Source organism: Burkholderia sp. 9777_1386, from assembly GCF_015712265.1.
GTDB classification, from domain to species: Bacteria; Pseudomonadota; Gammaproteobacteria; order Burkholderiales; family Burkholderiaceae; genus Burkholderia; species Burkholderia cenocepacia.
Map to the genome: position 1 here is coordinate 1 of NZ_JACCQB010000063.1, position 25,492 is coordinate 25,492.

Consider the following 25,492-nt stretch of genomic DNA (forward strand, 5'->3'; position numbering starts at 1 on the left):
CACATGGCGCTCAAAGAGCTAACACCGGGTGAATTCGCCCGGCAATACAGCCTTCGGCCCACGGCCGAAGGCTCATGAAAGACCGAACACTAACGCTCGGTACTGTCCAAGAAATCCAAGCGGTTCACAGCCCTTGGCCGCTTAGATTTTAACCGTCCAACTTCGTGGGGTCAGTTCAGACCGGGCGGCCGCTTTACCTACTTCACCGCAAACAGCGTCAGGTTCATGAAGATCTTGAACGCATAGCCGAGCGTGACCGCGCCGATCACGCCGCCCGCCCACAGGACGACGAACCACATCCAGCCGCGCATCCGCGGCCGCGGCGCCACGGTCGGGCGATCGGCGGAATCAGTGGTGGTAGTAATGCTGGTCTTCATGGCGCACCTTGCCTCGGAATACCCAGTAACCCATCGTCGTGTAGGCGATGATGATCGGGAGGATAACCGCTGCGCCGACCAGCGTGAAGGTCTGGCTCGAACGCGGCGCAGCCGCTTCCCAGATCGTCATCGTCTGCGGAATCGCATACGGGAACAGCGTGACGAGCAGGCCGACGTAGCCGAGCAGCACCAGCGCCAGCGCGAGCACGAACGGCGTCATGTCGTGCCGGTCGCGCACCGCGCGACGCATCCACGCCGCGCACGCGGCGACCAGGAACGGCACCGGCAGCAGGCGCCAGAACAACCCCGAATCGAACCAGCGCTGCGCGATGGCCGGGTCCTGCAGCGGCGTCCACAGGCTGACGATCGCGATGAAGCCGAGCAGCACGACGGTCAGCGGCCACACGACGCGATGCAGGCGGCGCTGCAGGTCGCCTTCGGTCTTCGCGACGAGCCAGCAGCAGCCGAGCAGCGCATAGGTCACGATCAGGCCGAGGCCGGTCAGCAGGCTGAACGGCGTGAGCCAGTCGAACGCGCCGCCGGCATACACGCCGTCCCTCACGTCGATGCCCTGCAGGAACGCGCCGAGCGCGATGCCCTGGAACAGCGTCGCGCCGGCCGAGCCGCCGATGAACGCGAGATCCCACAGCTGTTTCGTGCGGCGCGCCTTCGCGCGGATCTCGAACGACACGCCGCGGAAGATCAGGCACACCAGCATGAAGATCAGCGGCAGGTACAGCGCCGACAGCACGGTCGAATAGACGACCGGGAACACCGCGAACAGCCCGGCGCCGCCGAGCACGAGCCACGTTTCGTTGCCGTCCCACACGGGTGCGACCGTGTTCATCATCAGGTCGCGTTCCTTCTCGTCCGGGAAGAACGGGAAGACGATGCCGATGCCGAGGTCGAAGCCGTCGAGCACGACGTACATGAAAAGCCCCAATGCGATGATCGCGGCCCAGATTACGGTGACGTCCATAGGTTTTCTCGTAAGCGAAAGGAATGGGCTCAGACGGTCTCGATCAGCTCGTCGACGGCCGACATCGGGCGGCGCGCGGTGTGATCGGGGCGCGTATCGGGTTCGTCGTCGTGCTTGACGTCGGGCAGCGCGGGGCCGGCCTTCATCAGCTTCAGCATGTAGTACACGCCGGTGCCGAACACGAGGAAGTACACGATCACGAACGTCATCATCGACAGGCTGACCTGCTGCACCGACAGCGGCGACACGGCTTCCGCAGTGCGCTTCACGCCATACACGACCCACGGCTGGCGGCCGGCTTCGGTCGTCACCCAGCCCGCGAGCAGCGACACGAAACCGGTCGGGCCCATCGCGAGCGCGAAGCGCTGGAACCCCTTCGATTCATACAGGCGGCCGCGGCGGCGCAGCAGCCAGGCGAGCGCGGCGAGGCCGATCATCGCGAAGCCGAGGCCGACCATGATCCGGAAGCTCCAGAACACGACCGTCGAATTCGGGCGGTCTTCCGGCGGAAAGTCCTTCAGACCGCGGATCTCGCCGTCCCAGCTGTGCGTGAGGATCAGGCTGCCGAGGTGCGGCACCTTCACCGCGTAGCGGGTCGTTTCCGCTTGCATGTCCGGAATGCCGAACAGGTTCAGCGCGGTACCGCCCTTTTCGGTTTCCCACAGCCCTTCGATCGCGGCGATCTTCGCGGGCTGGTGCTTCAGCGTGTTGATGCCGTGCTGGTCGCCGATCACGGCCTGCAGCGGCGCGAGCACGAGCAGCAGCCACAGCGCCATCGAGAACATCTTTTTCACGCCCTTGTCGCGGCGACCCTTCAGCAGGTGCCACGCACCCGTCGCGGCCACCACCAGCGCGGCGACGATGAACGCGGCGATCGCCATGTGGAACAGGCGGTACGGGAACGACGGGTTGAAGATGATCGCGAACCAGTCGGTCGGCACGACGCGGCCGTCGACGATCTCGAAACCCTGCGGCGTCTGCATCCAGCTGTTCGATGCGAGGATCCAGAACGTCGAGATCAGCGTGCCGATCGCGACCATCAGCGTCGCGCCGAAGTGCGCGCGCGGGCTCACGCGGTTCCAGCCGAACAGCATGATGCCGAGGAAGCCGGCTTCGAGGAAGAACGCGGTCATGACCTCGTACATCAGCAGCGGGCCGGTGACGGCGCCGGCGAAGCTCGAGAAGCCCGACCAGTTGGTGCCGAACTGATAGCTCATCACGACGCCGGAGACGACGCCCATCCCGAACGCGACCGCGAAGATCTTCGACCAGAACAGGCAGAGCGTTTTGTAGTACTGCTTGCCGGTCTTGAGCCAGCGATATTCGAGCACGGCGATGAAGCTGGCGAGGCCGATGCTCAGCGCCGGAAAGACGATGTGAAAGGAGACGGTGAACGCGAATTGCAGGCGGGCCAGATCGAGGGCCGAAAGTGCGGTGTCCATACCAGATGACCGAGGCTGACGATACCCGCCGGCGGGTGCCGGCGGACCCCGGCGGACAGGCGTCGGGGTTGGCTGGAGTATGTGCCGCGATGTTGCACCGCGAAATGCGCCAACTCGTCGCAGATGTCCAGTCCGTCGCGCGCGATTTCGGGATAAATCGTTGATTCGTATCAAGAACGTCGTTCGCGGCGCGCGCGGTCGCGGCGTGGCGGTCTGACGCACGTGCGTCAATATGGCGCGTCGCGTCATCGGAACGGTTTTGCGCAGACGAAAACCGTGTGCCGGGACGGCGATCGGTTTCGATGCGTTAAACGCGTAACGCGAGCGTTCGAACGGGCGGGGCGTCTGTGACACGGGTAACGTCGCGCAACATTCGCGCGCCGGCCCGTAATGGATCCCCGAGCGCGTGCGGCGTAGCGTTCGGGATGCCTGGTTCGGATCGCCGAACCGGCCTGCCGGAGAACGTGACGTGAATGGATTGAAGCTCGCGCTGGGCGCGGCGGCCGCGCTCGCGGTCGCGACGGGCGGCGTGGCGCATGCCGCCCGGGTCGGGGTCTATATCGGCCCCGGCTACCCGTATTACGCCCCGGTCGTCCCTGCGCCGTACTACTACCCGCCGCCCGTCGTCGCGGTGCCGGTCGCTCCGCCGCCGCCGCCCGAGTATGTCGAGAAGGGGCAGCCGCAGGACGGCGGCGACGCGGACCTCTGGTACTACTGCGACGCGTCGAAGCATTACTACCCGCATGTGAAGACCTGCAAGTCGGGCTGGCGCGCGGTGCCGGCGCGGCCGCAATGACGGAGGCGCGACGATGAACACCGTATTTCGACCGCTGCGAGTGCCGGCCGTTCTGGCGCTGGCCGCGCTGCTCGGCGCGTGCGCCTACCTGCCGAGCGGGCCGAGCGTGATGGCGCTGCCGGGCACCGGCAAGTCGTTCGACCAGTTCCGCGCGGATGACGGCAGTTGCCGGCAGTATGCGTTCCAGCAATCGGGCGGCGTGAGCGCCGGGCAGGCGTCGACCGCGAGCGCGGTCGGCAGCGCGGCCGTCGGCACCGCGCTCGGCGCGGCGGCCGGCGCCGCGTTCAACGGCGGCACCGGCGCGGCGGTCGGCGCGGGCGCGGGGCTGCTCGCGGGCAGCGTCGTCGGTGCGGGCGCCGCGCAGGGTTCGGCCTACGACGTCCAGCGCCGCTACGACTATGCGTATCTGCAGTGCATGTATGCGACCGGCAACCGTGTGCCGGTGCCGGGCGGCATGAGCGGGGGGAGCGGCGGCGGGTATGGCGGTAGCGGATACGGCACGGCGCCGCGCGCGGCGCCGCCGATGCCGCCGGCGGGCGTCCAGCCGCCGCCGCCGCGATACTGATCCGCGCGATCGCGTGCCTCCATCGGCACGCGCTGCGTGAATTGCGTACACTCTGAGTCTCGTTTTCGGCAGGGCCGGACGCAGGGATGCCGGCTCGCGTTTTCTCAGGGCACAGCGATGATCGATTTACGCAGCGATACCGTGACACGTCCGAGCCAGGCGATGCTGGCTGCAATGACCGCCGCCGAAACCGGCGACGACGTCTGGGGCGACGACCCGACCGTCCTGCGCCTGCAGGCGGTGACGGCCGAGCGGGCCGGCAAGGAAGCCGGCCTGTTCTTCCCGAGCGGCACGCAGAGCAACCTGGCCGCGCTGATGTCGCATTGCGAGCGCGGCGACGAGTACATCGTCGGCCAGCTCGCGCACACCTACAAGTACGAAGGCGGCGGCGCGGCCGTGCTCGGCAGCATCCAGCCGCAACCGATCGAGAACGCGCCGGACGGCACGCTGCCGCTTGCGAAGATCGCCGCGGCGATCAAGCCGCTCGACAATCACTTTGCCCGCACGCGCCTGCTCGCGCTCGAAAACACGATCGGCGGCCAGGTCTTGCCGGAAGGCTATGTGCAGGAAGCCGTCGCGTTCGCGCGCAGCCGCGGGTTGTCCACGCATCTCGACGGCGCGCGCGTCTGCAATGCGGCGGTTGCATCGGGTCGCCCGATCGCCGCGCTGTGCGCGCCGTTCGACACCGTGTCGATCTGCTTCTCGAAAGGGCTCGGTGCACCGGTCGGCTCGGTGCTGGTCGGCAGCCGTGCGCTGATCGAGCGCGCGCAGCGCTGGCGCAAGGTGCTGGGCGGCGGGATGCGGCAGTCGGGCATTCTCGCGGCGGCGTGCCTGTATGCGCTCGATCACAACGTCGAGCGGCTCGAGGACGATCACGCGAATGCCGCGCATCTCGCCGAAGGGCTCGCGCGCATCGACTCGGTGAAGGTGCTGTCGCATGCGACGAACATGGTGTTCGCGCAATTCCCCGAAGCCGATTGCGCGCCGCTCGAGGCATGGCTCAAGGAACGCGGGATTCTCACGCAGATGCTGTATGCGTCGCGCTTCGTCACCCACTGCGACGTGTCGCGCGCGGACATCGACACGTTCCTCGGCGCGGTCGGCGAGTACTTCTCGCAGCGGCGCGCGTGAAGCGGAGTGCGTCGGCCGGCGACGGGCCGGCGCGACGTGGCATGACGCAGGACGCGGAGGGTTGACGCGGCGCGTCGTCGGTCGATCGTTGCCGTGCCGGCGGATTACGCCTGCCGCGGCGTGTCGGCGGGCGGCGTGCCGTCGTGGAACAGCGATTTCAGCTGCGTGCGCAGTTCGGCGCTGTCGGTGTGCTGGTGGACCGAGACCGCGTGTTGCACGGCGGCCTCCAGCAGTTCGTTGTCGGAGTCGGCGGAAATCGCGACCGAGCAATGCATCGCGCTGGGAAACTCGCGGCAATCGATATAGCGGCGGGACATGATGTTCTCCTCACATGAAAGGGAACGGCCGGACCTGGACGATCGGCCGCGCGGCGCGTTCGCGAGGCCGATGGAAAAAGTATAGGCGGCGCGGCCGACTTTCTCGTCGGAGTGCGTACCGCGCCGGCCGACCGTATCGATCGCCGGCGCGGCTGCCGGCGCGTTACGGCAGCGGCGCGAGCAACCGGCGCGCCGCTTCGACGACCCGCTCCGACAGCGACGCCATCGTCGGCGACTGCACGGTCCACGCGTGCCAGTACAGCGTGACGTCGGTCGGATGCGCGGGCGCGAGATCGACGAGCCCCTGCGTATCGAGCGGCGCGGTGCCGATCAGCGGCTCTGGCACCATCGCGTAGCCGAGCGCGTGCCGCACGGCCGCGAAGTGCGCATGAGTGCCCGGCACGTAATGGCACGGGTAGGCGCCGTCCGGCAGCCCGAACTTCTCCTTCAGAAACGACGATTGCAGCGTGTCGCGCCGCGAATACGCGACGACGGGGGCCTTGCGTGCGCTCGTGCGGTTCAGCCCGCGCGGAAACCAGCGCACCGCGAACGCGGCGGCCGCGAGCAGCCGGTAGCGCATCGTGCCGAGCGGCGTCGCGATGCAGCCGCGCATCGGCTTCGGCTCGGTCGTCACGCAGCCGACCGCCATTCCGCTTTCCAGCAGCGCGAACGTGTGATCCTGATCCTCGACGATCAGCTCGAACAGGATCCGTTCGCCGGCGAGCACGGACGTCAGCGCGGGCAGGAACCAGGTCCCGAGGCTGTCGGCGTTCAGCGCGATCGTCACGGAGATCGGCGATTCGCGTTCGGTCGCGAGCGTGCTCTGCAGGTCGGCCTGCAGCAGCGCGACGCGGCGCAGGTGCTGCAGCACGCGCTGTCCGGCCACGGTCGGGCGGCACGGCCGCGTGCGCAGCACGAGCGGCGTGCCGAGGCTCGCTTCCAGCGCGCGGACCCGTTGCGTGACGGCGGACGCGGTCACGTGCAGGCGCACGGCCGCCTGCTCGAAGCTGCCGGTGTCGGCGACGGCCAGCAGCGCGGCGGCCTGCTTCGGATCGATCGTCATCGACATGTCGGGGGCATTCCTGTGAGCGGAGACGAGAACAGGCCGTAGTGTAAGGCAGCGTGGGCCGCCGTCCCGGCGCGGCGAATCGTCCCGCCGTGGGATTCGTCGTCGGAATCGGTTGCCGCGAATGGGGGCGCGGCGGCGCGGGCATTTTGATCTACGCTGTATGCATGCGCGAAACGCGGCGGCGATGTCGTCATGCCGATGCCGGTGCCCGACGACGACAGGCGGCACATGAGCCCGGCTGCACTCCACTGAAGAACAAGCGACGGAGCAACCGAGCCATGATCTTCCGGCAACTTTTCGACCCGCAATCGTCGACGTACACGTATCTGCTCGCCGATAGCGCATCGCGCGAGGCGCTGTTGATCGATCCGGTGTTCGAGCAGGTACGCCGCGACGCGGCGCTGCTCGACGAACTCGGGCTGCGGCTCGTCGCGACCGTCGACACGCACGTGCATGCCGATCACGTGACGGGCGCCTGGCTGCTGAAGCAGCGCACCGGCAGCGCGATCGCGATCTCGGCCGCGAGCGGCGCGCAAGGCGCCGACCGCTACCTGAACGACGGCGACCGCTGTGCGTTCGGTTCACGCTACCTGACCGTGCGCGCGACGCCCGGCCACACGAGCGGCTGCATCAGCCTCGTGCTCGACGACGAATCGATGGCGTTCACCGGCGATTGCCTGCTGATCCGCGGCACCGGCCGCACCGACTTCCAGCAGGGCGACCCGCGCGCGCTGTATCGCGCGGTGCACGGCCGGCTCTTCACGCTGCCGGCCGCGTGCCTGCTGTACCCGGCGCACGACTATCGCGGGCTCACGGTGACGAGCGTCGGCGAGGAGCGGCGCTTCAACCCGCGCCTCGGCGGCGATCTCAGCGAGGACGATTTCGCGGGCTACATGCGCAACCTCGGGCTCGCGCATCCGCGTCAGATCGACGTCGCGGTGCCGGCGAACCTGCAGTGCGGGGTCGCCGCGAACGCGCCCGATGCGCAGGCGGCAGCCGACTGGGCGCCGCTCGTCTATACGTTCGCCGGCTTCTGGGAAATCGATCCGCAATGGCTCGAGGATCATCTGCCGGCCGTGCAGGTCGTCGACGTGCGCGAGCCGGACGAATTCACCGGTCCGCTCGGCCATCTGCCGGGCGCGACGCCGATCCCGCTCGGCGAACTGGCCGCGCGCACCGGCGAGATCGCGCGCGACCGGCCGGTCGTGACCGTATGCCGGGCCGGCGGGCGCTCCGCGCAGGCGACCGTGATCCTCAGGAAGGCCGGCTTCGACGCGGTCGCGAATCTCGGCGGCGGGATGCTGCGCTGGCGCGCGGAAGGGCGTGTCGTGATGGACGGCCGATCGTAGCGGCCCAGCCAGTCCCTCGAAAAAATGTCGGACCGATGTCGAAACGGCCGGGCGCCGTTCGTCGTCAAGGTATCCGATCACGTGGCGCCGCACGCCGCGGCGCCGAAACCCAGAGAGACCCCACGATGATGCCGACGCTTTACGCCCATCCCTTTTCGTCATACTGCCAGAAGGTGCTGACCGCGCTATACGAGAACGGCACGCCGTTCGACTATCGCGTGCTCGCGCACGACGACCCGAAGCCGATGCAGGAACTGGCCGCGCTGTGGCCGCTGAAGCGCTTCCCGGTGCTCGTCGACGCGGGCCGCACGGTGATCGAGGCGACGATCATCATCGAATATCTCGGCCTGAACCATCCGGGCCCGGTGCGCCTGCTGCCCGACGATCCGCGCGCCGCGCTCGAGGTGCGGACGATGGACCGCTTCTTCGACAACTACGTGGCGACGCCGCAGCAGAAGGTCGTGTTCGATGCGCTGCGGCCGGAAGCCGAGCGCGATGCGCGCGGGGTGGCCGATGCGCGCGCGATGCTCGACACGTCGTATGCGTGGCTCGACAGGACGATGGCCGAGCGCGAATGGGCGGCCGGCGACCATTTCAGCCTCGCCGATTGCGGCGCGGCGCCGTTCCTGTTCTACGCGGACTGGACGCACCGGATCGATCCGGCGTTCGCGAACGTGATCGCGTACCGCCAGCGTCTGCTCGCGCGGCCGTCGTTTGCGCGGGCGGTCGACGAGGCGCGGCCGTATCGTTCGTTCTTTCCGCTCGGTGCACCCGATCGCGACTGACGGGTGCGGCCGTCGCACGGCGCGCGGCCGCGGCGCATGGCCGGCATCGCGCGCCGGGGCGACGGAACGACAGCAGCAGCACCATTGCGCGGCGGCCCGTCACATCGTGCGCGTGGCCGACTGCGCGAGCGTCAGCAGTTCGTCGAACTGCGTGATCAGCTCGAAGCACAGCAGGAACGCGAGCGTATAGGCGGGCGCGGGGAAGCGCCGGATCATCTCCAGCACCCGCGGCGCGAAGCGCGACCGGATCGCGTCGCGCGTCAGCAGCCACGCGATCGCGATGCCGATCGCCGCGCCCGCGATCAGGTCGGTCGGATAGTGAAAGCCGAGATACGCGCGCGGCAGGCAGATGAACACGACCGAATACAGCAGCGCGACGATGCCGACGCGGCGCGCGATGATGAAGATGCCGGTCGCGATCGCCATCCACAGCATCGCGTGATCGCTCGGAAACGAACTCCATGTCTGCAGCGTCGCCGCGCGCAGTCCGGCCGACGGAAAGTGCAGGTGCAGGTCGGGGTTGTAGATCGGCCGTACGCGGAACGGCAGCACCTGGGCGAGCACGCGGCCGACGGCGAGCGCGACGAGCCCGCTCGCGACGGTGGCGACGACCCGTTCGCGTTGCCGTTCGCGGTTAGGGCCGGGCTGGAACCACAGCCAGCACAGCACGGGAACGAGCACGAAGCCCTTGAACGTGTAGAGGCCCGCGATCACGCGGATCGCGTGATTCATCAACGGGCCGAACGTCACGTGGGTGAGGAAGATCTGGATCGTGGTGTCGAAATCGTTCATGTCCTGTGCGACCCGGGCGGACGCGCAGCGCATGACGGGCGGCCGGCTGGATCGGAAAGCGCGCTCGCACGGAGCGCAACGGGGGGCAAGTATGTCACCCGTTATTTCGAAGAAAATGCGAAAAAATACCGGGAATCCCCTGACGCACCGGGCTCGGTGGTGGGGCCGGATGGCAACGCGCCGTGCGGTGCGGCAGGGTCGAATCATCCGATGTTTGCGTGCGGACCTGCACGAACGCCGGAAAAATATTTGGGTAAACTGGACAATTCGCCCGGCCGGTGCGGACCTTGCGCCGGATGAACGATTGCCGTGCCGGAATGGTATGAAGCTGCCGGGCGGCGCGGCGTCATGCGCGTCGATCAAAAATATAAAAAAAGCGGGCAAGCCTCGTGGGCTTGCCCGCCGGTGCTACGCGACGCCCGATCTCAGTTGCGCCACATCCGCACGACGAGCGCGGCCAGCGACGTCGCGACGGCCAGCGCGGTCACCGCATTCCAGCCCAGTTGCGCGAGCAACGAACTGCCGAGCGCGGCGCCGGCCGCCATCCCGATGAACATGCCGACGAACAGCACCGCGTTGAGGCGGCTGCGCGACGCGGGATCGATCCGGTAGACGATCGACTGGTGCGCGATCAGCGTCGCCTGCACGCCCAGATCGAAGCCGATCGTCGCGACCGCGAGCAGGACGAGCTGCGCATGCGGCGACATCAGCGGCGCGGCGGCCATCGACGCGAACGACGCCGTCGCGATGCCGATCCCGATGCGCGTGACGCGCTCGGGGCCGTGATGGTCGGCCAGGCGTCCGGCAATCGGCGCGGCCAGCGCGCCGGCGGCGCCCGCAAGGCCGAACGCACCGGCGGCCGCGCTGCCGAGATGGAACGGCGCACCGTGCAGCATCACCGCGAGCGTCGACCAGAACGCGCTGAAGCCGACGGCCAGCAGCCCCTGCGCGAGGGCGGCGCGGCGCAGTGCCGAATGCTCGCGCCACAACGCGCCGAGCGAGCCGATCAGCGCGCGATACGGCAGCTGCGTGGTCGGCGCGAAACGCGGCAACCCGCGTGCGGCCACGGCGCCGATCGCGGCGACGCTGACCGCCGCGAGCGCGAACATCGCGCGCCAGCCGGCCGTCTCGGCGATGAACCCGGCCACGACGCGCGACAGCAGGATGCCGAGCAGCAACCCGGTCATCACCGTGCCGACGATGCGGCCGCGATGCGCGTCGTGCGCGAGCGTCGCGGCGGCCGGCACGACGTCCTGCGCCATCGTCGCGGCGAGGCCGATCGCGAAGCTCGCCGCGAGCAGCAGCCCGAGCGATGGCGCGACGGCCGCCAGCAGCAGCGCGACGACCAGCGCGGCGGCCTTGGTGACGATCACGCGGCGTCGGTCGAAGCGGTCGCCGAGCGGCGCGAGCAGCAGGATGCCGAGTGCATAGCCGAGCTGCGTGAGCGTCGGCACGAAACCGATCGCGCGCGCCGACGCGCCGAGATCGGGGGCGAGCGCGCCGAGCATCGGCTGCGCGTAGTAGAGCGGGGCGACGCCGAGGCCGGCGGCGGCCGCGAGCAGCAGCACGAGCCGGCGATCGGGCATCGAATGGGCGGCCGGATGGGCCGGAGCGTGCGCCACGCGGGGCGCGGTATCGAGACGGGCAGGGGTGGACATCGCGTACATCCTCGGTTGAAGAATGGGATGGACGCGAGTGTGGCGGCACGCGGCCGGCGACGGTAGTGCCGCCTTGCGCAGATTTGTTATACGCTGCACGCATGACCGAAAAATCCTCATCCTCTCCCGCTGCTGGCGGGTCTCCGCGCATTCAGACGGTGCCGGTGGACGGCGCCGGCTATCGTTTCGAGCTGATGGAAACCTTCGTGCGCATAGTCGAGGCCGGCAGCCTGTCGGCGGCGGCCGTGCAACTGCATACGACGCAGCCGACCATCAGCCGCCGGCTGCAGGCGCTGGAAAGTTCGCTCGGCATGCGGCTGCTGCAACGCACGACCCATGCGATGCGGCTGACCGTCGACGGCGAGCGGTGCTTCAAGCGTGCGAAGGAGCTGCTGGCGAGCTGGGCGGCGTTCGAGGCCGATTTGCGCGGCGCGCAGGAGGAGCCGGACGGGCTGCTGCGGGTCGCGGTGCCGCACGCGTTCGGGCAAGAGCGTTTCGTCGTGCCGCTCGCGCAGTTCCTGCGCGACTATCCGCGCGTGTCGGTCGAGTGGCTGCTGCAGGACGAGGTGCGCGATTTCGTCGGCAGCGGCATCGATTGCGCGATCCAGGTCGGCGAGCCGACCGATCCGGGCGTGGTCGCGATCCGGCTGACCAAGGTGCCGCGCTTCGTGGTCGCCGCGCCGTCCGTGCTGAACGGCGCCGACGTGCCGGCCGACCCGGACGCGCTGGCCGCACTGCCGTGGCTCGCGCTGCGCACCTACTACCGCAACGAACTCCTGCTGACGCATGCGGCCACCGGCGACTCGCGGCGCCTCGCGATCCGCCCGCGCATCACGACCGCGAACCTGTATGCACTGCGCAGCGCGGCGCTGCTGGGCGTCGGCGCGTGCGTCGGATCGTCATGGTTGCTGGCCGGCGATCTCGCGCGCGGCGATCTCGTGCACCTCGCGCCCGAGTGGCAGGCCGCGCCGCTGCCCGTCTACCTGACCTATCCGCATGCGCAGTTCTATCCGTCGCGGCTCGTGCGGTTCGTCGCGATGATGCGCGAGGCCGTGCCGGCGCTCGTCGAAGGGCGTGACGGCTGACGCGGGCGGCGCGCCGGTGGCGACTCGCGGTCAGCCGCGCCGGATGCCTTCCGGCAGCGCGCTGATGCGGCGTACCTCGGGCGAGTCGAACCACGCGCGCGACGTCGCGCAGTCGACGAACATGTCGGTCGCGTCCTCGCCCCAGAACAGGTCGCCGTCGAGTACGAAGGTCGGGACGCCGAACACGCCGTCGGCGATCGCGCGATCCGTGTTCGCACGCAGCGCGTCCTTGACCGGCTGGGCGTCGACGGCCGTCACACCTTCCGGAAAACCGACGGCTTCGCACAGGGCGGCGAAGCCTTCCGGCGTCGATACGTCCTGACCGTCGCGCCAGATATGCCGGAAGATCCGCCGGATCGCGTCGGGCGAGCTGCCCATCGCGATCGCGAGGCGCAGCGGCTTGATCGGATTGAACGGGTGCGCGGGCGGCATCCGGAAGGCAATGCCGAGCTTGTCCGCGCGGTATTGCGCGTGGCGATAGGTGAACACGCGCTTGGCCGCGATCTCCGCCGGCGCTTTCTGGCCCCAGTGCGCGAGCAGCGCGCCGAGCACGATCGGCCGCGGCTCGAACGCGGCGGCGGGCGGCAACCGGTCGAACTGTTCCTGTTGCAGGTAGGCAAACGGCGAAACGAAATCGAAATACCAGGTGGCGGTGCGCGCGGCGTTCATCGCGGGTGTCTCCTCGTGCGGGTCCGGTTGACGGTTGCACGCGCGGCGCGGTGCCGGTGAACGACGCGCTGCGTGCATCGGCGGCCAGTGTCGCATGCGGTTGCCTTTCATGCTGCCGCGTCACCTGCCAGGATGCGGACGACGCCCTACGAGCGGACCGTGTCGTCCGCTGACGACGCGAGCCGCGCGAGACTGTCGCGCACGGCGGGTGCGTCGTAGCGCGCGCCCGCGCCGCCGAGCGCGACGGTCGCCTTCTGCGCGAGCGGCAGCAGCATCGCGAGCGCCGCCGTCATCGCCGGCGCGGCGGCGAGCCGCGATTTCGGGCCCGACACCGTCAACGCACCGACGCATTCGCCGGCCGCGTTGAACACGGGCACGGACGCCGATGCCGTCTCCGGGTCGCGCTCGCCGTACGACGCGGCCCACAGCTGTTCGCGCACGTCGTGCCAGCGGGCGTCCTGCGTGTCGGTGAAGGCCAGCAGCACCTTCCCCGAGGCGCCCTGGCCGACCGGAAACTCCTCGCCGACGCGGATCGAAACACGTACCGCCCGCGCGGGCTCGACGCGATAGAGCACGGAGCGCACGTCGCCCTGGCGCACGTAGAACGATGCCGTTTCCCCGAGTTCGCGGCTCAGCGTCTCGAGGAGCGGCTCGACTACCGGGCCGACACGGAACGAACGCTGGTACAGCGCGGCGAGCCGCAACGGCTCGTGCCCGATCGCGTACTGGCCGTCGTCGAGTTTGCGCATGAAGCCGCCATGCTCGAGCGCGGCGAGCAGGCGCAGGATCGTGCTCTTGTACAGCCCGGTGCGGCGCGACAACTCGGCGAGCGACAGCCGGTCGTCGGTCTGGCCGAACGCACGGAGGATCGCGAACGCACGGTCGAGCACGGCGACGCCGCTGGATGCTTCCTCGGTCGCCGGATCGGATGCGTCGCCGGCGTGAACTGCTGGATTCCTCGGCACTGCTGCTTCCTTCGAATGATGGGTCGGTCGACTATATCGTTCTATCTGGCAGAACACAAGTTCCAGAAAAACGCGATTTCACGGGTATACCCCGCTTATCGCCCGTCCGACGTGCGCTTAAAGTTCTGTCAAACAGAACTATGTTCTTTCAGATAGAACGATGGAGTGTCGAATGAAGCTTTCCGAACATCCGAAGGTGCTGGTCAGCGAGGTCGGGCCGCGCGACGGGCTGCAGAGCATCGAGGCCGTCATGCCGACGGCCGCCAAACTGCGCTGGATCACCGCGCTGGCCGCGGCCGGCCTGCGCGAGATCGAGGTCGGGTCGTTCGTGCCGGCCAGGCTGCTCCCGCAGATGGCCGATGTACGCGAAGTCGTGGCGCACGCGCTCGCGATTCCGGGGCTGCACGTCGCCGCGCTCGCGCCGAACCTGCGCGGCGCCGAGGGCGCGTTCGACGCGGGCGTGCACAAGCTGACGCTGCCGGTCTCGGTGACGGAAGCCCATTCGCTGGCGAACATTCGCAAGACGCCCGCGCAGATGATCGACGAGGTGCGCGCGATCGTCGCGTTGCGCGACGCGCGGTTTCCGTCGGTGCAGATCGAGGCGGGCGTGTCGGTGGCGTTCGGCTGCACGATCGCGGGCACGGTCTCCGACGACGAGACGATCGCGATGGCGGTGGCGATGGCCGAATGCGGGGTCGACGAAATCGGCCTGTCCGACACCAGCGGTTATGCGAATCCCGCGCAGGTGCGCCGGCTGTTCACGCGGCTTCAACGCGAAGTCGGCGACAAGGCCGGCGGCGCGCATTTCCACAACACGCGCGGGCAGGGGCTCGCGAACGTCGTCGCGGCGCTCGATGCGGGCGTGACGACGATCGACGCGAGCCAGGGCGGCCTCGGTGGCTGTCCGTATGCGCCGGGCGCGACCGGCAACATCGTCACCGAGGATCTCGTGTTCCTGCTCGAGGCGATGGGCTACGACACGGGCGTCGACGTCGACGCGTTGCTCGCCGCGCGCGCGATCCTGCATGCGGCGCTGCCGTCCGAGGCGCTGTATGGCCACGTGCCCGACGCAGGGTTGCCGAAGGGTTTCCGCTATGCGGATGGTCGCGCTGCGGTGGCTCCACAACCGGAAGGATGCGTAGCGGGAGTCGCACGATGAACGATCGACAACAGGCTGCCGCGCTGCCGTATGCGGGCGTGCGCGTGATCGAGATGACGCACATGGTGATGGGCCCGACGTGCGGGATGCTGCTCGCGGATCTCGGCGCGGAAGTGATCAAGATCGAGCCGATCGCGGGCGACAGCACGCGGGCGCTGCGCGGTTCCGGCGCGGGCTTCTTCGGGATGTTCAACCGCAACAAGAAGAGTCTCGCGGTCGACGTGAAGGACCCGCGCGGGCTGGAGATCGTGCGGCGGCTCGTCGCGACGGCGGATGTCTTCAGCGAGAACTTCAAGAGCGGCACGATGGACCGGCTCGGCCTCGGCTACGCGGCGCTGGACGCGCTGAATCCGCGTCTCGTGTACGTATCGCACAAGGGTTTCCTGCCGGGGCCGTACGAGCATCGCACCGCGCTCGACGAGGTCGTGCAGATGATGGGCGGCCTGGCCTACATGACGGGCCCGGAAGGGCGGCCGCTGCGCGCGGGCGCGAGCGTGAACGACATCATGGGCGGCATGTTCGGCGCGATCGGCGCGATGGCCGCGCTCGCGCAGCGCGAGCGCACGGGCCGCGGCCAGCAGGTGCAGAGTTCGCTGTTCGAGAACAACGTGTTCCTCGTCGCGCAGCACATGATGCAGTTCGCGGTGACGGGGCAGGCCGCGGCGCCGATGCCGAGCCGGATTTCCGCGTGGGCCGTCTACGACGTGTTCTCCGTCAAGGACGACGAACAGATTTTTCTCGCGGTCGTGTCGGACACGCAGTGGGCGCTGTTCTGCGACGCGTTCGGCCTGACCGCGCTGAAGGACGATCCGCGCCTCGCGACCAACAACCTGCGCGTACAGGCGCGCGAATGGCTGCTGCCGGAATTGCGTTCGCGGCTGGCGCCGTATTCGGCCGCGGAGATCGGCGCGATCTTCGAATCGACCGGCCTGCCTTACGCACCGATCACGAAGCCGCAGGACCTGTTCGACGATCCGCATCTGCTGGCCACGGGCGGCCTCGAAGCCGTGACGCTGCCGGCCGACGCGAGCAGCGCCGGGCGGCCGGTCGACACGCGCACCGCGCTGCTGCCGCTGACGCTCGCCGGCGAGCGCTTGCGGCTGCGCTCGGCGCCGCCCGCGCTCGGCCAGGACACGTGCGCGCTGCTCGGCGAGCTCGGCTACACGCCGGACGATGCGCGTGCGCTGATCGATGCCGGCGTCGTGGCGGGGCAGTACGGCGCGGCAGCCGCCGCGCACGGCGACGCGCCGGGCGGCGCGCCTTCGGCGAACGAAGTGGCGAGCGCGTAGCGCAGCCGCGATTCATCGAACGAACAAAGGCGTCCCGGCCGCGCACCGCGCGGGGAGGCTCGCCGCATTCACGGAGACAACCATGACATCCGCTTCCCCGGCGCTGGCCGCCGATCGCGAGACCGACGCGTCGATCGAGCAACGTGCGGTGCGCAAGGCCGCGTGGCGCTTCATCCCGCTGCTCGCGCTCGCGTATTTCTTCAACTATCTGGATCGCACGAGCGTCGGATTCGCGGCGCTCACGATGAACCGCGATCTCGGGCTGACCGCGACGCAGTTCGGCTGGGGCGCGGGGATCATGTTCGCCGGCTATTGCGTGTTCGAAGTGCCGAGCAATCTCGCGCTGTACCGTTTCGGTGCGCGCCGCTGGCTGGCCCGCATCATGATCACGTGGGGGCTGATGGCGGCCGCGACCGCGCTCGCCACCGGGCCGACGAGTTTCTATGCGATCCGGCTGCTGCTCGGCATCGGGGAAGCCGGATTCTTTCCCGGCGTGATCTTCTTTCTTGCGGTGTGGTTTCCCGCGAGCTATCGCACGCGCGTGCTGGCGTGGTTCACCGTGTCGACGCCGCTGTCGTCGCTGATCGGCGGCCCGCTGTCGACGTGGCTGCTGCAGCTCGACGGCGCGCTCGGGCTCGCCGGCTGGAAGTGGATGTTCATCGTCGAAGGGCTGCCGGCGTGCGCGCTCGGTTTCCTCGTACTGAAACTGTTGTCGGACTCGCCGGAGCATGCGACGTGGCTGTCGGACGACGAGCGGGCCGCGCTGCAGCGTGCGTTCGAGCGTGACGGCGCGGCCGCCGGCCGCAAGAAGCGCTTCGGCGTCGCGCTGCGCGACGTACGCGTGTACGTGCTCGCGCTGATCTCGTTCGGCTTCACGATGGGCTCGTACGGCATCGGCATCTGGTTGCCGCAAATGCTGAAGGCGCACGGGATGTCGACGATGCAGACCGGCTGGCTGTCCGCGGTGCCGTACTTCTTCGCGACGGTCGCGTTGCTGTGGTGGGCGAAGCGGGTGGACCGACGCGGCGGCCCGGTCGCGAACCTGGCGATCGGATTGTGCATCGGCGCGGTGGCGCTCGGCGTGTCGACCCATTTCCTGACCCTCGGGCCCGCGCTCGTCGGCATCACGCTCGCGCTGATCGGCACGATTGCCGGCCGCACGATCTTCTACACGCTGCCGTCGCGCTTCCTGTCCGGCCAGGCCGCGGCCGGCGGGCTGGCGCTGATCAATTCGATCGGCGCGCTCGGCGGCTTCGCGGGCCCCTATCTCGTCGGTTACCTGAAGGACAGCTTCGGCACCTTCACCGCCGGGATGCTCGGCCTCGCGATCGTGCTGGCGATCACGACACTGCTCACGCTGTCGCTGTACGCGTTCGACCGGAGCGAATGACATGACCTTTTCGATCAAACGGCGCCGGTTGATCGGCGCGGCCGCCGCCTCGCTCGCGCTGCCCGCGTTCGCCGACACGCCGGCCCCTGATGGAGCCTCCCGCATGACGCAAAGCAACTACCTCGCGGTCCGCCCCGACTGGCTCGCGTCGGCGCTCGAACCCGCGCTCGAGCCCGACCTGCCGATCGTCGACGCGCATCATCACTTCTATGAACGGCCGGGCTGGATCTACCTCCTCGACGACTATCTGCAGGATGCGCGCTCGGGCCACAACATCCAGGCGTCCGTCTACATGCAGGCGCAGACGCGCTATCGCGATGCGGGTCCCGCGGAGCTGAAGCCGGTCGGCGAGACGGCCTATGTCGCCGGCGTGACCGAGCCGCTGCAGCACGGCCCCGTGGCGGTCGCGAAAGGCATCGTCGGCCATGCGGACCTGCGGCTCGGCGAACGCGTGCGCGACGTGCTGGAAGCGCATCTCGAAGCGGGGCGCGGGCGGTTTCGCGGCGTGCGGCACCTGAGTACGTGGGACGCCGATCCGACGCTCGCCAATCCGCTGTCGGCGGTGCCGCGCGGGCTGCTGCTCGATCCCGCGTACCGGGCCGGCGTCGCGCAGCTCGCGCCGCTCGGGCTGTCGTACGACGCGTGGCTGTTCTTCCCGCAGTTACCCGAATTGTTCGAGCTCGCGAAGGCGAACCCGGACACGCGGATCATCGTCAATCACTGCGGCGGCGTCGTGCGGATCGGCAGCTATGCGGACAAGCGGCCGGAGGTGTTCGCGCGCTGGTCGGCGTCGATGCGCACGCTCGCGCAACTGCCGAACGTGTACGTGAAGGTCGGCGGCCTCGGGATGCGCATCAACGGATTCGATTTCGAGAAAGGCGCGAAGCCGCCGTCCTCGGCGCAGCTCGCCGACGCGTGGAAACCGTGGATGATGACCTGCATCGACGCGTTCGGCCCCGGGCGCTGCATGTTCGAGAGCAATTTCCCGGTCGACAAGGGGTCGTATTCGTTCGTGAACGGCTGGAACGCGTTCAAGCGTCTGACCGCGCAGGCCGGCGCGGACGAGCGCGACGCGCTGTTCCGCGGCACGGTCACGCACGCGTACCGGCTCGGCTGACGCGCGTACGCCGCGTCACCCGGCTTCCACCAGCGCCGCGAGCCGCGCCAGCGCCATCTGCCAGCCGGTCTCGTTGTCGGCGGCCGGCACACCGGGCGGGACGCCGTCGTGCACGGCATCCACGCGCGTGCCGCCCGCTTCGTCGGACAGCGTGATCGTGATCGTCATCGCGCCGCGCAGCATCGGGTCGTCGGTTTCGAATACGTCGATCTCGACGATCTGCTGGTCCGGCACGAGCGTGACGAAGCGGCCGTGATAGGTGTCGGTATGCGCGGTGGTCTTGCCGGTGCCGGCCGCGGGCGCGTCGTAGCTCAGCGACACGCGCAGCGCGCCGCCTTCGCGCGCATCGTACGCATGCACGCGGCAGGTCATGCCGTCGGGCACTTTCCACTGTTCGACCGCGTGGGGGTCGAGCAGCGCGCGGTAGACGCGCCCGCGCGGGGCGTTCAGGTGCCGGCTGACCCGGGTCGAATGCGTGTGCGTGTGCAACATGTGGCCTCCCGCGAAGCGCGCGCGACGGTGCACGCCGGCGCCCGGCGTGTCGTCATGCTTCCTTCAGGAATCCTAGGCGCGGGCGCGGCGGCATGCAATGACCGCACGCGAGACGGCGTTCAGCGCAGGGTCGCGGCGAAGGCGTCGAGCTGCGTGATGCAGGTGTTCCAGCCCTCGAAAAAGCCGAGTGCTTCGTGGCGCTCGCGCGTCGCCGCGTCGGGATGCATCACGCGCGCCTCGTAGCGGCTGCCCGCGTCGTCGTCGGCCATCGTGATGATCGCCGTGAAGCCCATTCACGGCGCCTGCGGCCGCCAGCCGCCCGTGAGCATCGACGTGAACGCGATGCGCGATTCCGGCACGATTTCGAGGAAGCAGCCGGGATTGTCGCTCGTGCCGCCGTCGGGGCCGCGCATGAACGTATGGAAGGCGCCGCCCGGCAGCAGGTCGAACGCGCGCACCTCGGTGGTCCACGGTTTCGGGCACCACCATTCCTTCAGCAGATCGGGGTCGGTCCATGCGCGCCACAGCGCCTGGCGCGGCGCGCGCAACGTACGCGTGATGACGAGGTCGTGGGCTTCAGCGGGTTCGACGTGGCTGGCTGACATCTTGCTCCTCCTGGTGACGGCGTTCGACGAATTCGACGAGACGATCGGATCGCGCTTCCCACTGCGCGCGTTGCGCGGCGAGCCACGCCTCGGCCTCGGTCAGCCGGCTGCCGACCAGCGCGCAGGTGCGCGAGCGGCCGGTTTTGCGGGTTTCCACGAGGCCGCTGCGCTCGAGCACGGCAACGTGCTTCATGAACGACGGCAGCGCCATGTCGAACGGCGCGGCCAGCGCGGAGACCGTGCGCTCGCCCTGGCCGAGCGCGCTGACGATCGCGCAGCGCGTCGGATCGGCGAGCGCATGAAAGACGTCGCTGATGCCGGATTGAAAGTTATCCATTTGGCTAAGTGTAGACGATGCGGGAAACGCTGCAGCGAAAATTTTCGTCACGTACGATGATGGGGCGGTAACGCGCGCCGATCGGGCGCTGCGTCGCCGGACGTCTGCCGTCGTCGCGCGAGCCTCGACGCCCGGCCGGCGTTCGTTCCGATTCCGGCCCATGCCGAACCCGCGCGTGCGGCCCACCTGATTACCGGAGATGGCATGACCGAACCTGTTACCGTCCGCCGCGTCGGCGCAAGCGAAGCGATGGCCTGCGTCGATGCGCTGGCCGACGTGCTGATCGATTGCGTCGAAGGCGGCGCGTCCGTCAGCTTCATGTTGCCGATCGCGCGGTCGACCGCGGTCGCGTTCTGGACGCGCGTGGCCGACGGCGTTGCGAACGACGAGCGCATCCTGCTCGTCGCCGAGGATGCATCGGGCCGGATCGTCGGCACCGTGCAGGTCGTGACCGCGCAGCCCGAGAACCAGCCGCATCGCGCGGACATCTCGAAGATGCTCGTGTCGCGGCACGCGCGCCGGCAGGGCATCGCCGCGCGCTTGATGGCGGCGGCCGACGCGGCCGCGCGCGACGCCGGCAAGACCGTGCTCGTGCTCGACACGGTGACGGGCGGCGACGCCGAGCGGCTGTACGAGCGGGCCGGCTGGCAGCGTGTCGGCGTCGTGCCGAACTATGCGCTGATGCCCGACGGCGCGCTCTGCGCGACGACGGTTTTCCACAAGCAGCTCGCGTAACGGCATTTGCCATGATGAGCGGCATCGTTCCGGGCGTGTCGGGAGCCGCTTCTTGCCCGGCAGCCAACCGTCAGGAATAGCAGGACCGGAGGCCGCCCCGGTCCGATATAGTCGCGTTCTCGCAGAAGGACGCCGACAACACGCCACGCAACCGCCGCCTCGATGAAACGCTCCCATGTCGCTTTCGCCCTCACGGGCCTGCTCGTCGCGCTGCCGATTGCCGCGTATGCGCTCGTCAAGCCGCTGCGCGTCATCGTGCCCGCGCTGGTTCCCGGCGTGTCGTGCCCGCGTGCCGACATCTGCACGGACGATGCCGCGAAGCTCGGCGCCGCGCAGCAGCTCTATCGCGACGGCGCCGCCCGCGCGGCGGCGGCCGTCGGCGGGTTCCGCGCCGCACCGCGCATCGTGTTCTGCGCGACGCGCGCGTGCGCCGATGCGTTCGGCCTCGGCACGCGCGCGGCGCTGACGCTCGGCGATTTCGGCATCGTGATCGCACCGCGCGGCTGGCAGACCTATTTTCTCGCGCACGAGCTGATCCATCACCGTCAGGCCGAGGTGCTCGGCAATCTGGCCGTCGTGACCAAGCCGCGCTGGCTGATCGAAGGGATGGCGTATTCGCTCAGCGACGATCCGCGCCATCCGCTCGCGCAACCGTTCGAGGCATGGCGCACGCAGTTTGCCGCGTGGAATGCGGCGCGCGGTGCGCAGCCGCTGTGGGATGCCGCGCGGGCGATCGAATAGCGCGGCAGCAGCGAGCGCGCTGCGTCGAAGGGTGCGCCGTTACGCCGACGTCACCGGATTGCCGCGTCGGCCGGTCAGCGCGTCCCGCCCCGCGTCGAGGATCTCGTCGGCCAGCGCGGGATCGCTGCCGGCGATCGCGCGGGACAGCACGAGCGCACCGACCATCTGGCTGAAGACCGCCAGCGCGTCGCGACGCGTGTGCTCCGACGTGGCGCCGTCGGTCGCCACCATCCGTTCCAGTCGATCGAGATACGCGGCGAGCCCGTGCGCGTAGCAGGCGCGCGCCGTCTCGGTCAGCCGCGGCGCATCGCCCGCGAAGCCGGACAGCGGGCAGCCGGCCTCGAGGTTGTCGCGATGCGCGGGTGACAGATACGCGGCCACCTGCGCGTCGAGGCTGCCGGCATTCGGCGAATCCGCGCGGTCGTGCATCGCCTTTTCCATCACTTCGGCGACCAGCGCGTCTTTCGACTTGAAGTGATTGTAGAAGCCGCCTTGCGTGAAGCCGGCTTCCTTCATCAGCTCCGTCAGCCCCACGGCGTCCACGCCGCGCACGCGGAACAACCGTTCGGCGGCCGCGACGATCGCGCTTCGGTTCTCGGCAGCCTGCTGTCTGGATACGCCCATCGATCTCTCCCTGATTGTTGCCGATCGCGTCGATTGAAAAACACGATGGTGATCGCCATTGACATGCCCGCGTAGCGCGAACACAATGCACCGCAAAGACAATGGTGATCGACATTGACATCGAGTGTAGCCGACTTGGCGGGCAACACAAAGCCAAGCCGGGCGCGGATGGCAATCGGTCGGTGTCTTTAACGTCGCGGGCACACAACCGGCAGCGAGCGGCTCGGTACGCGATGGCAACCTCGTTTTCCACCGGATCTCATGCGCGCGGCGAGCCGGCGTGCAGGCGATTCATCATGCGAAAGGAACGATCATGAAGATCGAAGGTGCAGTCGTTTTCGTGACGGGCGCGAACCGCGGGCTGGGGCTCGAATTCGCGAAGCAGGCGCTCGCCAGGGGCGCGCGCAAGGTCTATGCGGCGGCGCGCGACCCGGCCACCGTGACGCTGCCGGGCGTCGTGCCCGTGAAGCTCGACGTGACCGATCCGGCGGCGGTCGCGGCGGCGGCCGATGCGGCGCGCGACGTCACGCTGCTGATCAACAACGCCGGCATCGCGCGGCTCGGCAGCCTGACGGACGACGGCGCGCCCGACGCGCTGCGCGATCACTTCGAAACCAACGTGTTCGGGATGCTCGCGATGTCGCGGGCGTTTGCGGGAACCCTGGCGGCCCACGGCGGCGGCGCGATCCTGAACATCCTGTCGGTCGCGAGCTGGGTGAACCGGCCGATCCTGTCGGGCTACGGCGTGTCGAAATCGGCCGCATGGGCGCTGACCAACGGGCTGCGCCATTCGTTGCGCGAGCAGCACACGCAGGTCGTCGGGCTGCATGCCGGTTTCATCGATACCGACCTGACGGCCGGCCTCGACGTGCCGAAGGCCACGCCGGCCGACGTCGTGCGCCAGGCGTACGACGCCATCGAAGCAGGGGCGGAGGAAGTGTCGACCGACGAGTTCACGCGGCAGGTGAAGGCCGCGTTGTCGTCGGGCGTCTATCTGGAAGAGCCGGCGCCGCGTTGACGGCGCCGGTCATGCGCATCCGCCGCCTGCGCGGTGAGCGCGGCGGCGGCGATCGACGCGTCAGACCGTCGTGTCGATGATGCCCGGGATCTTCACGTCCGGGTTCACGTCCGCGTCATAGTCGACGCCGGCGATCTCGAAGCCGAACAGGCGCAGGAACTCGGTCTTGTAGCCCGCGAAGTCCGTCATCTCGTACAGGTTCTCGTTCGTGACCTTGTCCCACATCGCGACGACCTGGTTCTGCACTTGCGGATCGAGTTCCTTGTAGTCCGCGCGCAGGCGGCCTTCTTCGTCGACGTGCGGCGTCGCGCCGTACAGGCTGTCTTTCAGGAGCCCGTACACCTGCTCGATGCAGCCTTCGTGCGTGCCCTTTTCCTTCATCACCTTGAACAGCAGCGACAGGTACAGCGGCATCATCGGGATCGCCGAGCTGGCCTGCGTGACGACGGCCTTCAGCACCGACACGCGCGCATCGCCGCCGTGCGCGGCCAGCTTGTCGCGGATCGACAGCACCTTCTTGTCGAGATCCTTCTTCGCTTCGCCGATCGAGCCGTTCCAGTAGATGTCGTGCGTGATCTGCTCGCCGAGGTACGTGAACGCGGTGGTCTTCGCGCCGTCGGCCAGCACGCCGGCGTCGGCCAGCGCGTCGATCCACATCTGCCAGTCCTCGCCGCCCATCACCGCGACGGTGCCGTCGATCTCTTCCTGCGTCGCCGGTTCGAGCGAGACTTCGCGGATCACTTCCTTGTCGGTGTCGAGGCCGCGGAACGTGACGGCCTTGCCGACCGGCTTGAGCGTCGAGCTGATGGTTTCGCCCGTCTTCGGATGCGTGCGGCGCGGCGCCGCGAGACTGTAGACGACCAGATCGACCTTGCCGAGATCCTGCTTGATGGTGTCGATCGTGACCTGCTTGACCTTGTCGGAGAACGCGTCGCCGTTGATGCTGCGCGCATACAGCCCCTTTTCCGTGGCGAATTTCTCGAACGCGGCGCTGTTGTACCAGCCGGCCGTGCCCGGCTTCGTCTCGCTGCCGGCACGCTCGAAGAACACGCCGAGCGTGTCCGCGCCCGAGCCGAATGCGGCCGAGATCCGGGCGGCGAGGCCGTAGCCGGTCGACGCGCCGATCACGAGCACCTTTTTCGGGCCATTGGCGATCGGGCCGTGCGAAGTCACGTAGTCGATCTGTTCCTTGACGTTGGCTTCGCAGCCGACGGGATGAGTCGTCACGCAGATGAAGCCACGCACGCGCGGTTTGATGATCATGGAAACCTCTGTCTATCTATCGGAAAGGCGGGGACGGCCTGAAATCGGAAAAATCCCGCGCATTGTAAAGGAAGCGGCCGATCGCGGGCGGGCGCGGCCGGAAGGTGCCGGACCGCCTGGATATTTCTCTCTTGACAAAAATAACTGAAAAAACTAAATTCCCCACCATGGAACTCACACCGATTGCCGAACGATTCATTCTCCACTGGGGCGAAATGGGCTCGCGGTGGGGCGTCAACCGCACCGTCTCGCAGATTCACGCGCTGCTCTACCTGGCCGGAAGGCCGGTGGCCGCCGACGAGATCGCCGAGACGCTCAACGTCGCGCGCTCCAACGTCAGCACGAGCCTGAAGGAGCTGCAGGCGTGGCGGCTCGCGAAGGTCGTGCACGTGCTGGGCGATCGCCGCGATCACTTCGAGACGTCGACCGACATCTGGGAACTGTTCAAGCTGATCGTCGAAGGGCGGCGGCAGCGCGAGATCGAGCCGACGCTCACGGTGCTGCGCGATTGCCTGACGAATCCGGAGATCGCGAACGAGAGCCGCGAGACCGAACAGCGCATTCGCGACACGCTGCAGTTCGTCGAGACGCTCACGACCTGGTCGGACGAGATGTTGCGGCTCAAGCCCGATACGCTGATGAAGGCGCTGGGCATCGGCGCGAAGATCAGCCAGACGGTCAGGCGCAAGCCGTCGAAGTAAGCGGTAACGGGAGAGCGGGCACGCAGCCCGCTTTTTTCGGGG

At 68.6% G+C, this 25,492-nt stretch carries 27 protein-coding genes and 1 pseudogene; 14 read left to right on the plus strand and 14 right to left on the minus strand.

Annotated elements, in window-relative coordinates; translation table 11 throughout:
• Positions 1–197: 197 nt before the first annotated feature.
• Genes H0X91_RS30280 through H0X91_RS30290 form a run of 3 tightly spaced genes read right to left on the minus strand, consistent with a single transcriptional unit; the run spans position 198 to position 2,798 of the window.
• Positions 198–377 (minus strand): hypothetical protein, encoded by a 180-nt coding sequence (locus tag H0X91_RS30280; protein WP_034203180.1) that lies wholly within the window; start codon positions 375–377, stop codon positions 198–200.
• Positions 349–1,356, minus strand: coding sequence for a cytochrome d ubiquinol oxidase subunit II (cydB, locus tag H0X91_RS30285; protein ID WP_006487969.1), 1,008 nt, complete (start codon positions 1,354–1,356; stop codon positions 349–351). The genes H0X91_RS30280 and cydB overlap by 29 nt, the downstream gene beginning before the upstream one ends.
• A 29-nt stretch (positions 1,357–1,385) precedes the next feature.
• Positions 1,386–2,798, minus strand: coding sequence for a cytochrome ubiquinol oxidase subunit I (locus H0X91_RS30290; RefSeq protein ID WP_006487971.1), 1,413 nt, complete (start codon positions 2,796–2,798; stop codon positions 1,386–1,388).
• 469 nt (positions 2,799–3,267) lie between these two features.
• Here H0X91_RS30290 and H0X91_RS30295 point away from each other — a divergent pair, with 469 nt between their 5' ends.
• From H0X91_RS30295 to ltaE, 3 genes are all read left to right on the plus strand, one after another.
• Positions 3,268–3,594 (plus strand): hypothetical protein, encoded by a 327-nt coding sequence (locus H0X91_RS30295; RefSeq protein ID WP_058902410.1) that lies wholly within the window; start codon positions 3,268–3,270, stop codon positions 3,592–3,594.
• A 13-nt stretch (positions 3,595–3,607) separates the two neighbouring features.
• Positions 3,608–4,159, plus strand: a complete 552-nt coding sequence (locus H0X91_RS30300) for a YMGG-like glycine zipper-containing protein (RefSeq protein WP_060265526.1) — start codon at positions 3,608–3,610, stop codon at positions 4,157–4,159.
• Positions 4,160–4,276: 117 nt separating this feature from the next.
• Entirely contained in the window at positions 4,277–5,290 is a 1,014-nt protein-coding gene (gene ltaE, locus H0X91_RS30305) for a low-specificity L-threonine aldolase (protein ID WP_062885033.1), read from the plus strand.
• Between the two features lie 104 nt (positions 5,291–5,394).
• On the opposite strand, the gene H0X91_RS30310 is transcribed toward ltaE, so the two are convergent.
• Both H0X91_RS30310 and H0X91_RS30315 read right to left on the minus strand, forming a co-directional pair.
• Positions 5,395–5,607 (minus strand): DUF1059 domain-containing protein, encoded by a 213-nt coding sequence (locus tag H0X91_RS30310; protein ID WP_006480352.1) that lies wholly within the window; start codon positions 5,605–5,607, stop codon positions 5,395–5,397.
• A 163-nt stretch (positions 5,608–5,770) separates the two neighbouring features.
• Complete coding sequence (locus H0X91_RS30315) at positions 5,771–6,676, minus strand: HTH-type transcriptional regulator ArgP (RefSeq protein WP_006490811.1); 906 nt, start codon at positions 6,674–6,676, stop codon at positions 5,771–5,773.
• 278 nt (positions 6,677–6,954) lie between these two features.
• Here H0X91_RS30315 and H0X91_RS30320 point away from each other — a divergent pair, with 278 nt between their 5' ends.
• Both H0X91_RS30320 and H0X91_RS30325 read left to right on the plus strand, forming a co-directional pair.
• Positions 6,955–8,025, plus strand: a complete 1,071-nt coding sequence (locus tag H0X91_RS30320; protein ID WP_006496188.1) for an MBL fold metallo-hydrolase — start codon at positions 6,955–6,957, stop codon at positions 8,023–8,025.
• A 125-nt stretch (positions 8,026–8,150) separates the two neighbouring features.
• Positions 8,151–8,810: a glutathione S-transferase family protein gene (locus H0X91_RS30325; RefSeq protein ID WP_006490804.1), complete on the plus strand. Its 660-nt coding sequence runs from the start codon at positions 8,151–8,153 to the stop codon at positions 8,808–8,810.
• A 99-nt stretch (positions 8,811–8,909) separates the two neighbouring features.
• Here H0X91_RS30325 and H0X91_RS30330 read toward each other — a convergent pair whose 3' ends face one another.
• Entirely contained in the window at positions 8,910–9,602 is a 693-nt protein-coding gene (locus H0X91_RS30330; protein ID WP_006490805.1) for a phosphatase PAP2 family protein, read from the minus strand.
• A gap of 425 nt (positions 9,603–10,027) precedes the next feature.
• Positions 10,028–11,260, minus strand: a complete 1,233-nt coding sequence (locus H0X91_RS30335) for an MFS transporter (protein WP_012493601.1) — start codon at positions 11,258–11,260, stop codon at positions 10,028–10,030.
• Between the two features lie 101 nt (positions 11,261–11,361).
• On the opposite strand from H0X91_RS30335, the gene H0X91_RS30340 reads away from it, so the two are divergent.
• Positions 11,362–12,345, plus strand: coding sequence for a LysR family transcriptional regulator (locus H0X91_RS30340; protein WP_077021845.1), 984 nt, complete (start codon positions 11,362–11,364; stop codon positions 12,343–12,345).
• Positions 12,346–12,375: 30 nt separating this feature from the next.
• Here H0X91_RS30340 and H0X91_RS30345 read toward each other — a convergent pair whose 3' ends face one another.
• Together H0X91_RS30345 and H0X91_RS30350 are read right to left on the minus strand one after the other, a co-directional pair.
• The gene (locus tag H0X91_RS30345) at positions 12,376–13,014 is read right to left on the minus strand and encodes a 2-hydroxychromene-2-carboxylate isomerase (RefSeq protein ID WP_196433604.1); all 639 of its coding nucleotides are present in this window, start codon (positions 13,012–13,014) and stop codon (positions 12,376–12,378) included.
• 146 nt (positions 13,015–13,160) lie between these two features.
• Positions 13,161–13,979 carry an IclR family transcriptional regulator gene (locus tag H0X91_RS30350; protein ID WP_006490799.1) on the minus strand — a complete coding sequence of 273 codons (819 nt, stop codon included), beginning with the start codon at positions 13,977–13,979 and terminating at the stop codon, positions 13,161–13,163.
• A gap of 172 nt (positions 13,980–14,151) precedes the next feature.
• Between H0X91_RS30350 and H0X91_RS30355 the strand changes: the two genes are divergently transcribed.
• The 4 genes from H0X91_RS30355 (at position 14,152) to H0X91_RS30370 (ending at position 18,934) form a co-directional block, all read left to right on the plus strand.
• On the plus strand, positions 14,152–15,138 hold the full coding sequence (locus H0X91_RS30355) for a hydroxymethylglutaryl-CoA lyase (protein ID WP_058902405.1): 987 nt from the start codon (positions 14,152–14,154) through the stop codon (positions 15,136–15,138).
• A complete protein-coding gene (locus tag H0X91_RS30360) occupies positions 15,135–16,427 on the plus strand; it encodes a CaiB/BaiF CoA transferase family protein (protein WP_006496193.1) in 1,293 nt (430 codons plus the stop codon). The genes H0X91_RS30355 and H0X91_RS30360 overlap by 4 nt, the downstream gene beginning before the upstream one ends.
• 82 nt (positions 16,428–16,509) lie before the next feature.
• Entirely contained in the window at positions 16,510–17,817 is a 1,308-nt protein-coding gene (locus H0X91_RS30365; RefSeq protein WP_006496194.1) for an MFS transporter, read from the plus strand.
• A gap of 1 nt (position 17,818) precedes the next feature.
• Positions 17,819–18,934, plus strand: a complete 1,116-nt coding sequence (locus H0X91_RS30370; protein ID WP_077021844.1) for an amidohydrolase family protein — start codon at positions 17,819–17,821, stop codon at positions 18,932–18,934.
• A gap of 15 nt (positions 18,935–18,949) precedes the next feature.
• Here H0X91_RS30370 and H0X91_RS30375 read toward each other — a convergent pair whose 3' ends face one another.
• From H0X91_RS30375 to H0X91_RS30385, 3 genes and pseudogenes are all read right to left on the minus strand, one after another.
• On the minus strand, positions 18,950–19,426 hold the full coding sequence (locus H0X91_RS30375) for an SRPBCC family protein (protein ID WP_006488803.1): 477 nt from the start codon (positions 19,424–19,426) through the stop codon (positions 18,950–18,952).
• Positions 19,427–19,545: 119 nt separating this feature from the next.
• Positions 19,546–20,031: pseudogene (locus tag H0X91_RS30380) on the minus strand (SRPBCC family protein).
• Entirely contained in the window at positions 20,003–20,368 is a 366-nt protein-coding gene (locus H0X91_RS30385) for an ArsR/SmtB family transcription factor (protein WP_048987719.1), read from the minus strand. The pseudogene H0X91_RS30380 and the gene H0X91_RS30385 overlap by 29 nt, the downstream one beginning before the upstream one ends.
• A 204-nt stretch (positions 20,369–20,572) precedes the next feature.
• Here H0X91_RS30385 and H0X91_RS30390 point away from each other — a divergent pair, with 204 nt between their 5' ends.
• On the plus strand, positions 20,573–21,103 hold the full coding sequence (locus H0X91_RS30390; protein ID WP_006488807.1) for a GNAT family N-acetyltransferase: 531 nt from the start codon (positions 20,573–20,575) through the stop codon (positions 21,101–21,103).
• A 162-nt stretch (positions 21,104–21,265) separates the two neighbouring features.
• A complete protein-coding gene (locus H0X91_RS30395) occupies positions 21,266–21,844 on the plus strand; it encodes a hypothetical protein (protein ID WP_080324356.1) in 579 nt (192 codons plus the stop codon).
• 39 nt (positions 21,845–21,883) lie between these two features.
• Here H0X91_RS30395 and H0X91_RS30400 read toward each other — a convergent pair whose 3' ends face one another.
• A complete protein-coding gene (locus H0X91_RS30400; RefSeq protein ID WP_196433605.1) occupies positions 21,884–22,468 on the minus strand; it encodes a TetR/AcrR family transcriptional regulator in 585 nt (194 codons plus the stop codon).
• 313 nt (positions 22,469–22,781) lie between these two features.
• Here H0X91_RS30400 and H0X91_RS30405 point away from each other — a divergent pair, with 313 nt between their 5' ends.
• Positions 22,782–23,486: an SDR family oxidoreductase gene (locus tag H0X91_RS30405; protein WP_062885623.1), complete on the plus strand. Its 705-nt coding sequence runs from the start codon at positions 22,782–22,784 to the stop codon at positions 23,484–23,486.
• A 60-nt stretch (positions 23,487–23,546) separates the two neighbouring features.
• Here H0X91_RS30405 and fabV read toward each other — a convergent pair whose 3' ends face one another.
• Positions 23,547–24,749 (minus strand): enoyl-ACP reductase FabV, encoded by a 1,203-nt coding sequence (fabV, locus tag H0X91_RS30410; protein WP_006483953.1) that lies wholly within the window; start codon positions 24,747–24,749, stop codon positions 23,547–23,549.
• Between the two features lie 167 nt (positions 24,750–24,916).
• On the opposite strand from fabV, the gene H0X91_RS30415 reads away from it, so the two are divergent.
• A complete protein-coding gene (locus H0X91_RS30415) occupies positions 24,917–25,450 on the plus strand; it encodes a GbsR/MarR family transcriptional regulator (protein WP_006480371.1) in 534 nt (177 codons plus the stop codon).
• Positions 25,451–25,492: the final 42 nt, after the last annotated feature.

Excerpts from the sequence above, each read along its gene's own strand:
- H0X91_RS30280 (WP_034203180.1), bottom strand. The coding sequence starts at position 377 with ATGAAGACCAGCATTACTACCACCACTGATTCCGCCGATCGCCCGACC.
- cydB (WP_006487969.1), bottom strand. The coding sequence starts at position 1,356 with ATGGACGTCACCGTAATCTGGGCCGCGATCATCGCATTGGGGCTTTTC.
- H0X91_RS30290 (WP_006487971.1), bottom strand. The coding sequence starts at position 2,798 with ATGGACACCGCACTTTCGGCCCTCGATCTGGCCCGCCTGCAATTCGCG.
- H0X91_RS30300 (WP_060265526.1), top strand. The coding sequence starts at position 3,608 with ATGAACACCGTATTTCGACCGCTGCGAGTGCCGGCCGTTCTGGCGCTG.
- ltaE (WP_062885033.1), top strand. The coding sequence starts at position 4,277 with ATGATCGATTTACGCAGCGATACCGTGACACGTCCGAGCCAGGCGATG.
- H0X91_RS30310 (WP_006480352.1), bottom strand. The coding sequence starts at position 5,607 with ATGTCCCGCCGCTATATCGATTGCCGCGAGTTTCCCAGCGCGATGCAT.
- H0X91_RS30315 (WP_006490811.1), bottom strand. The coding sequence starts at position 6,676 with ATGTCGATGACGATCGATCCGAAGCAGGCCGCCGCGCTGCTGGCCGTC.
- H0X91_RS30320 (WP_006496188.1), top strand. The coding sequence starts at position 6,955 with ATGATCTTCCGGCAACTTTTCGACCCGCAATCGTCGACGTACACGTAT.
- H0X91_RS30325 (WP_006490804.1), top strand. The coding sequence starts at position 8,151 with ATGATGCCGACGCTTTACGCCCATCCCTTTTCGTCATACTGCCAGAAG.
- H0X91_RS30330 (WP_006490805.1), bottom strand. The coding sequence starts at position 9,602 with ATGAACGATTTCGACACCACGATCCAGATCTTCCTCACCCACGTGACG.
- H0X91_RS30335 (WP_012493601.1), bottom strand. The coding sequence starts at position 11,260 with ATGTCCACCCCTGCCCGTCTCGATACCGCGCCCCGCGTGGCGCACGCT.
- H0X91_RS30340 (WP_077021845.1), top strand. The coding sequence starts at position 11,362 with ATGACCGAAAAATCCTCATCCTCTCCCGCTGCTGGCGGGTCTCCGCGC.
- H0X91_RS30345 (WP_196433604.1), bottom strand. The coding sequence starts at position 13,014 with ATGAACGCCGCGCGCACCGCCACCTGGTATTTCGATTTCGTTTCGCCG.
- H0X91_RS30355 (WP_058902405.1), top strand. The coding sequence starts at position 14,152 with ATGAAGCTTTCCGAACATCCGAAGGTGCTGGTCAGCGAGGTCGGGCCG.
- H0X91_RS30360 (WP_006496193.1), top strand. The coding sequence starts at position 15,135 with ATGAACGATCGACAACAGGCTGCCGCGCTGCCGTATGCGGGCGTGCGC.
- H0X91_RS30365 (WP_006496194.1), top strand. The coding sequence starts at position 16,510 with ATGACATCCGCTTCCCCGGCGCTGGCCGCCGATCGCGAGACCGACGCG.
- H0X91_RS30370 (WP_077021844.1), top strand. The coding sequence starts at position 17,819 with ATGACCTTTTCGATCAAACGGCGCCGGTTGATCGGCGCGGCCGCCGCC.
- H0X91_RS30375 (WP_006488803.1), bottom strand. The coding sequence starts at position 19,426 with ATGTTGCACACGCACACGCATTCGACCCGGGTCAGCCGGCACCTGAAC.
- H0X91_RS30385 (WP_048987719.1), bottom strand. The coding sequence starts at position 20,368 with ATGGATAACTTTCAATCCGGCATCAGCGACGTCTTTCATGCGCTCGCC.
- H0X91_RS30390 (WP_006488807.1), top strand. The coding sequence starts at position 20,573 with ATGACCGAACCTGTTACCGTCCGCCGCGTCGGCGCAAGCGAAGCGATG.
- H0X91_RS30395 (WP_080324356.1), top strand. The coding sequence starts at position 21,266 with ATGAAACGCTCCCATGTCGCTTTCGCCCTCACGGGCCTGCTCGTCGCG.
- H0X91_RS30400 (WP_196433605.1), bottom strand. The coding sequence starts at position 22,468 with ATGGGCGTATCCAGACAGCAGGCTGCCGAGAACCGAAGCGCGATCGTC.
- H0X91_RS30405 (WP_062885623.1), top strand. The coding sequence starts at position 22,782 with ATGAAGATCGAAGGTGCAGTCGTTTTCGTGACGGGCGCGAACCGCGGG.
- fabV (WP_006483953.1), bottom strand. The coding sequence starts at position 24,749 with ATGATCATCAAACCGCGCGTGCGTGGCTTCATCTGCGTGACGACTCAT.
- H0X91_RS30415 (WP_006480371.1), top strand. The coding sequence starts at position 24,917 with ATGGAACTCACACCGATTGCCGAACGATTCATTCTCCACTGGGGCGAA.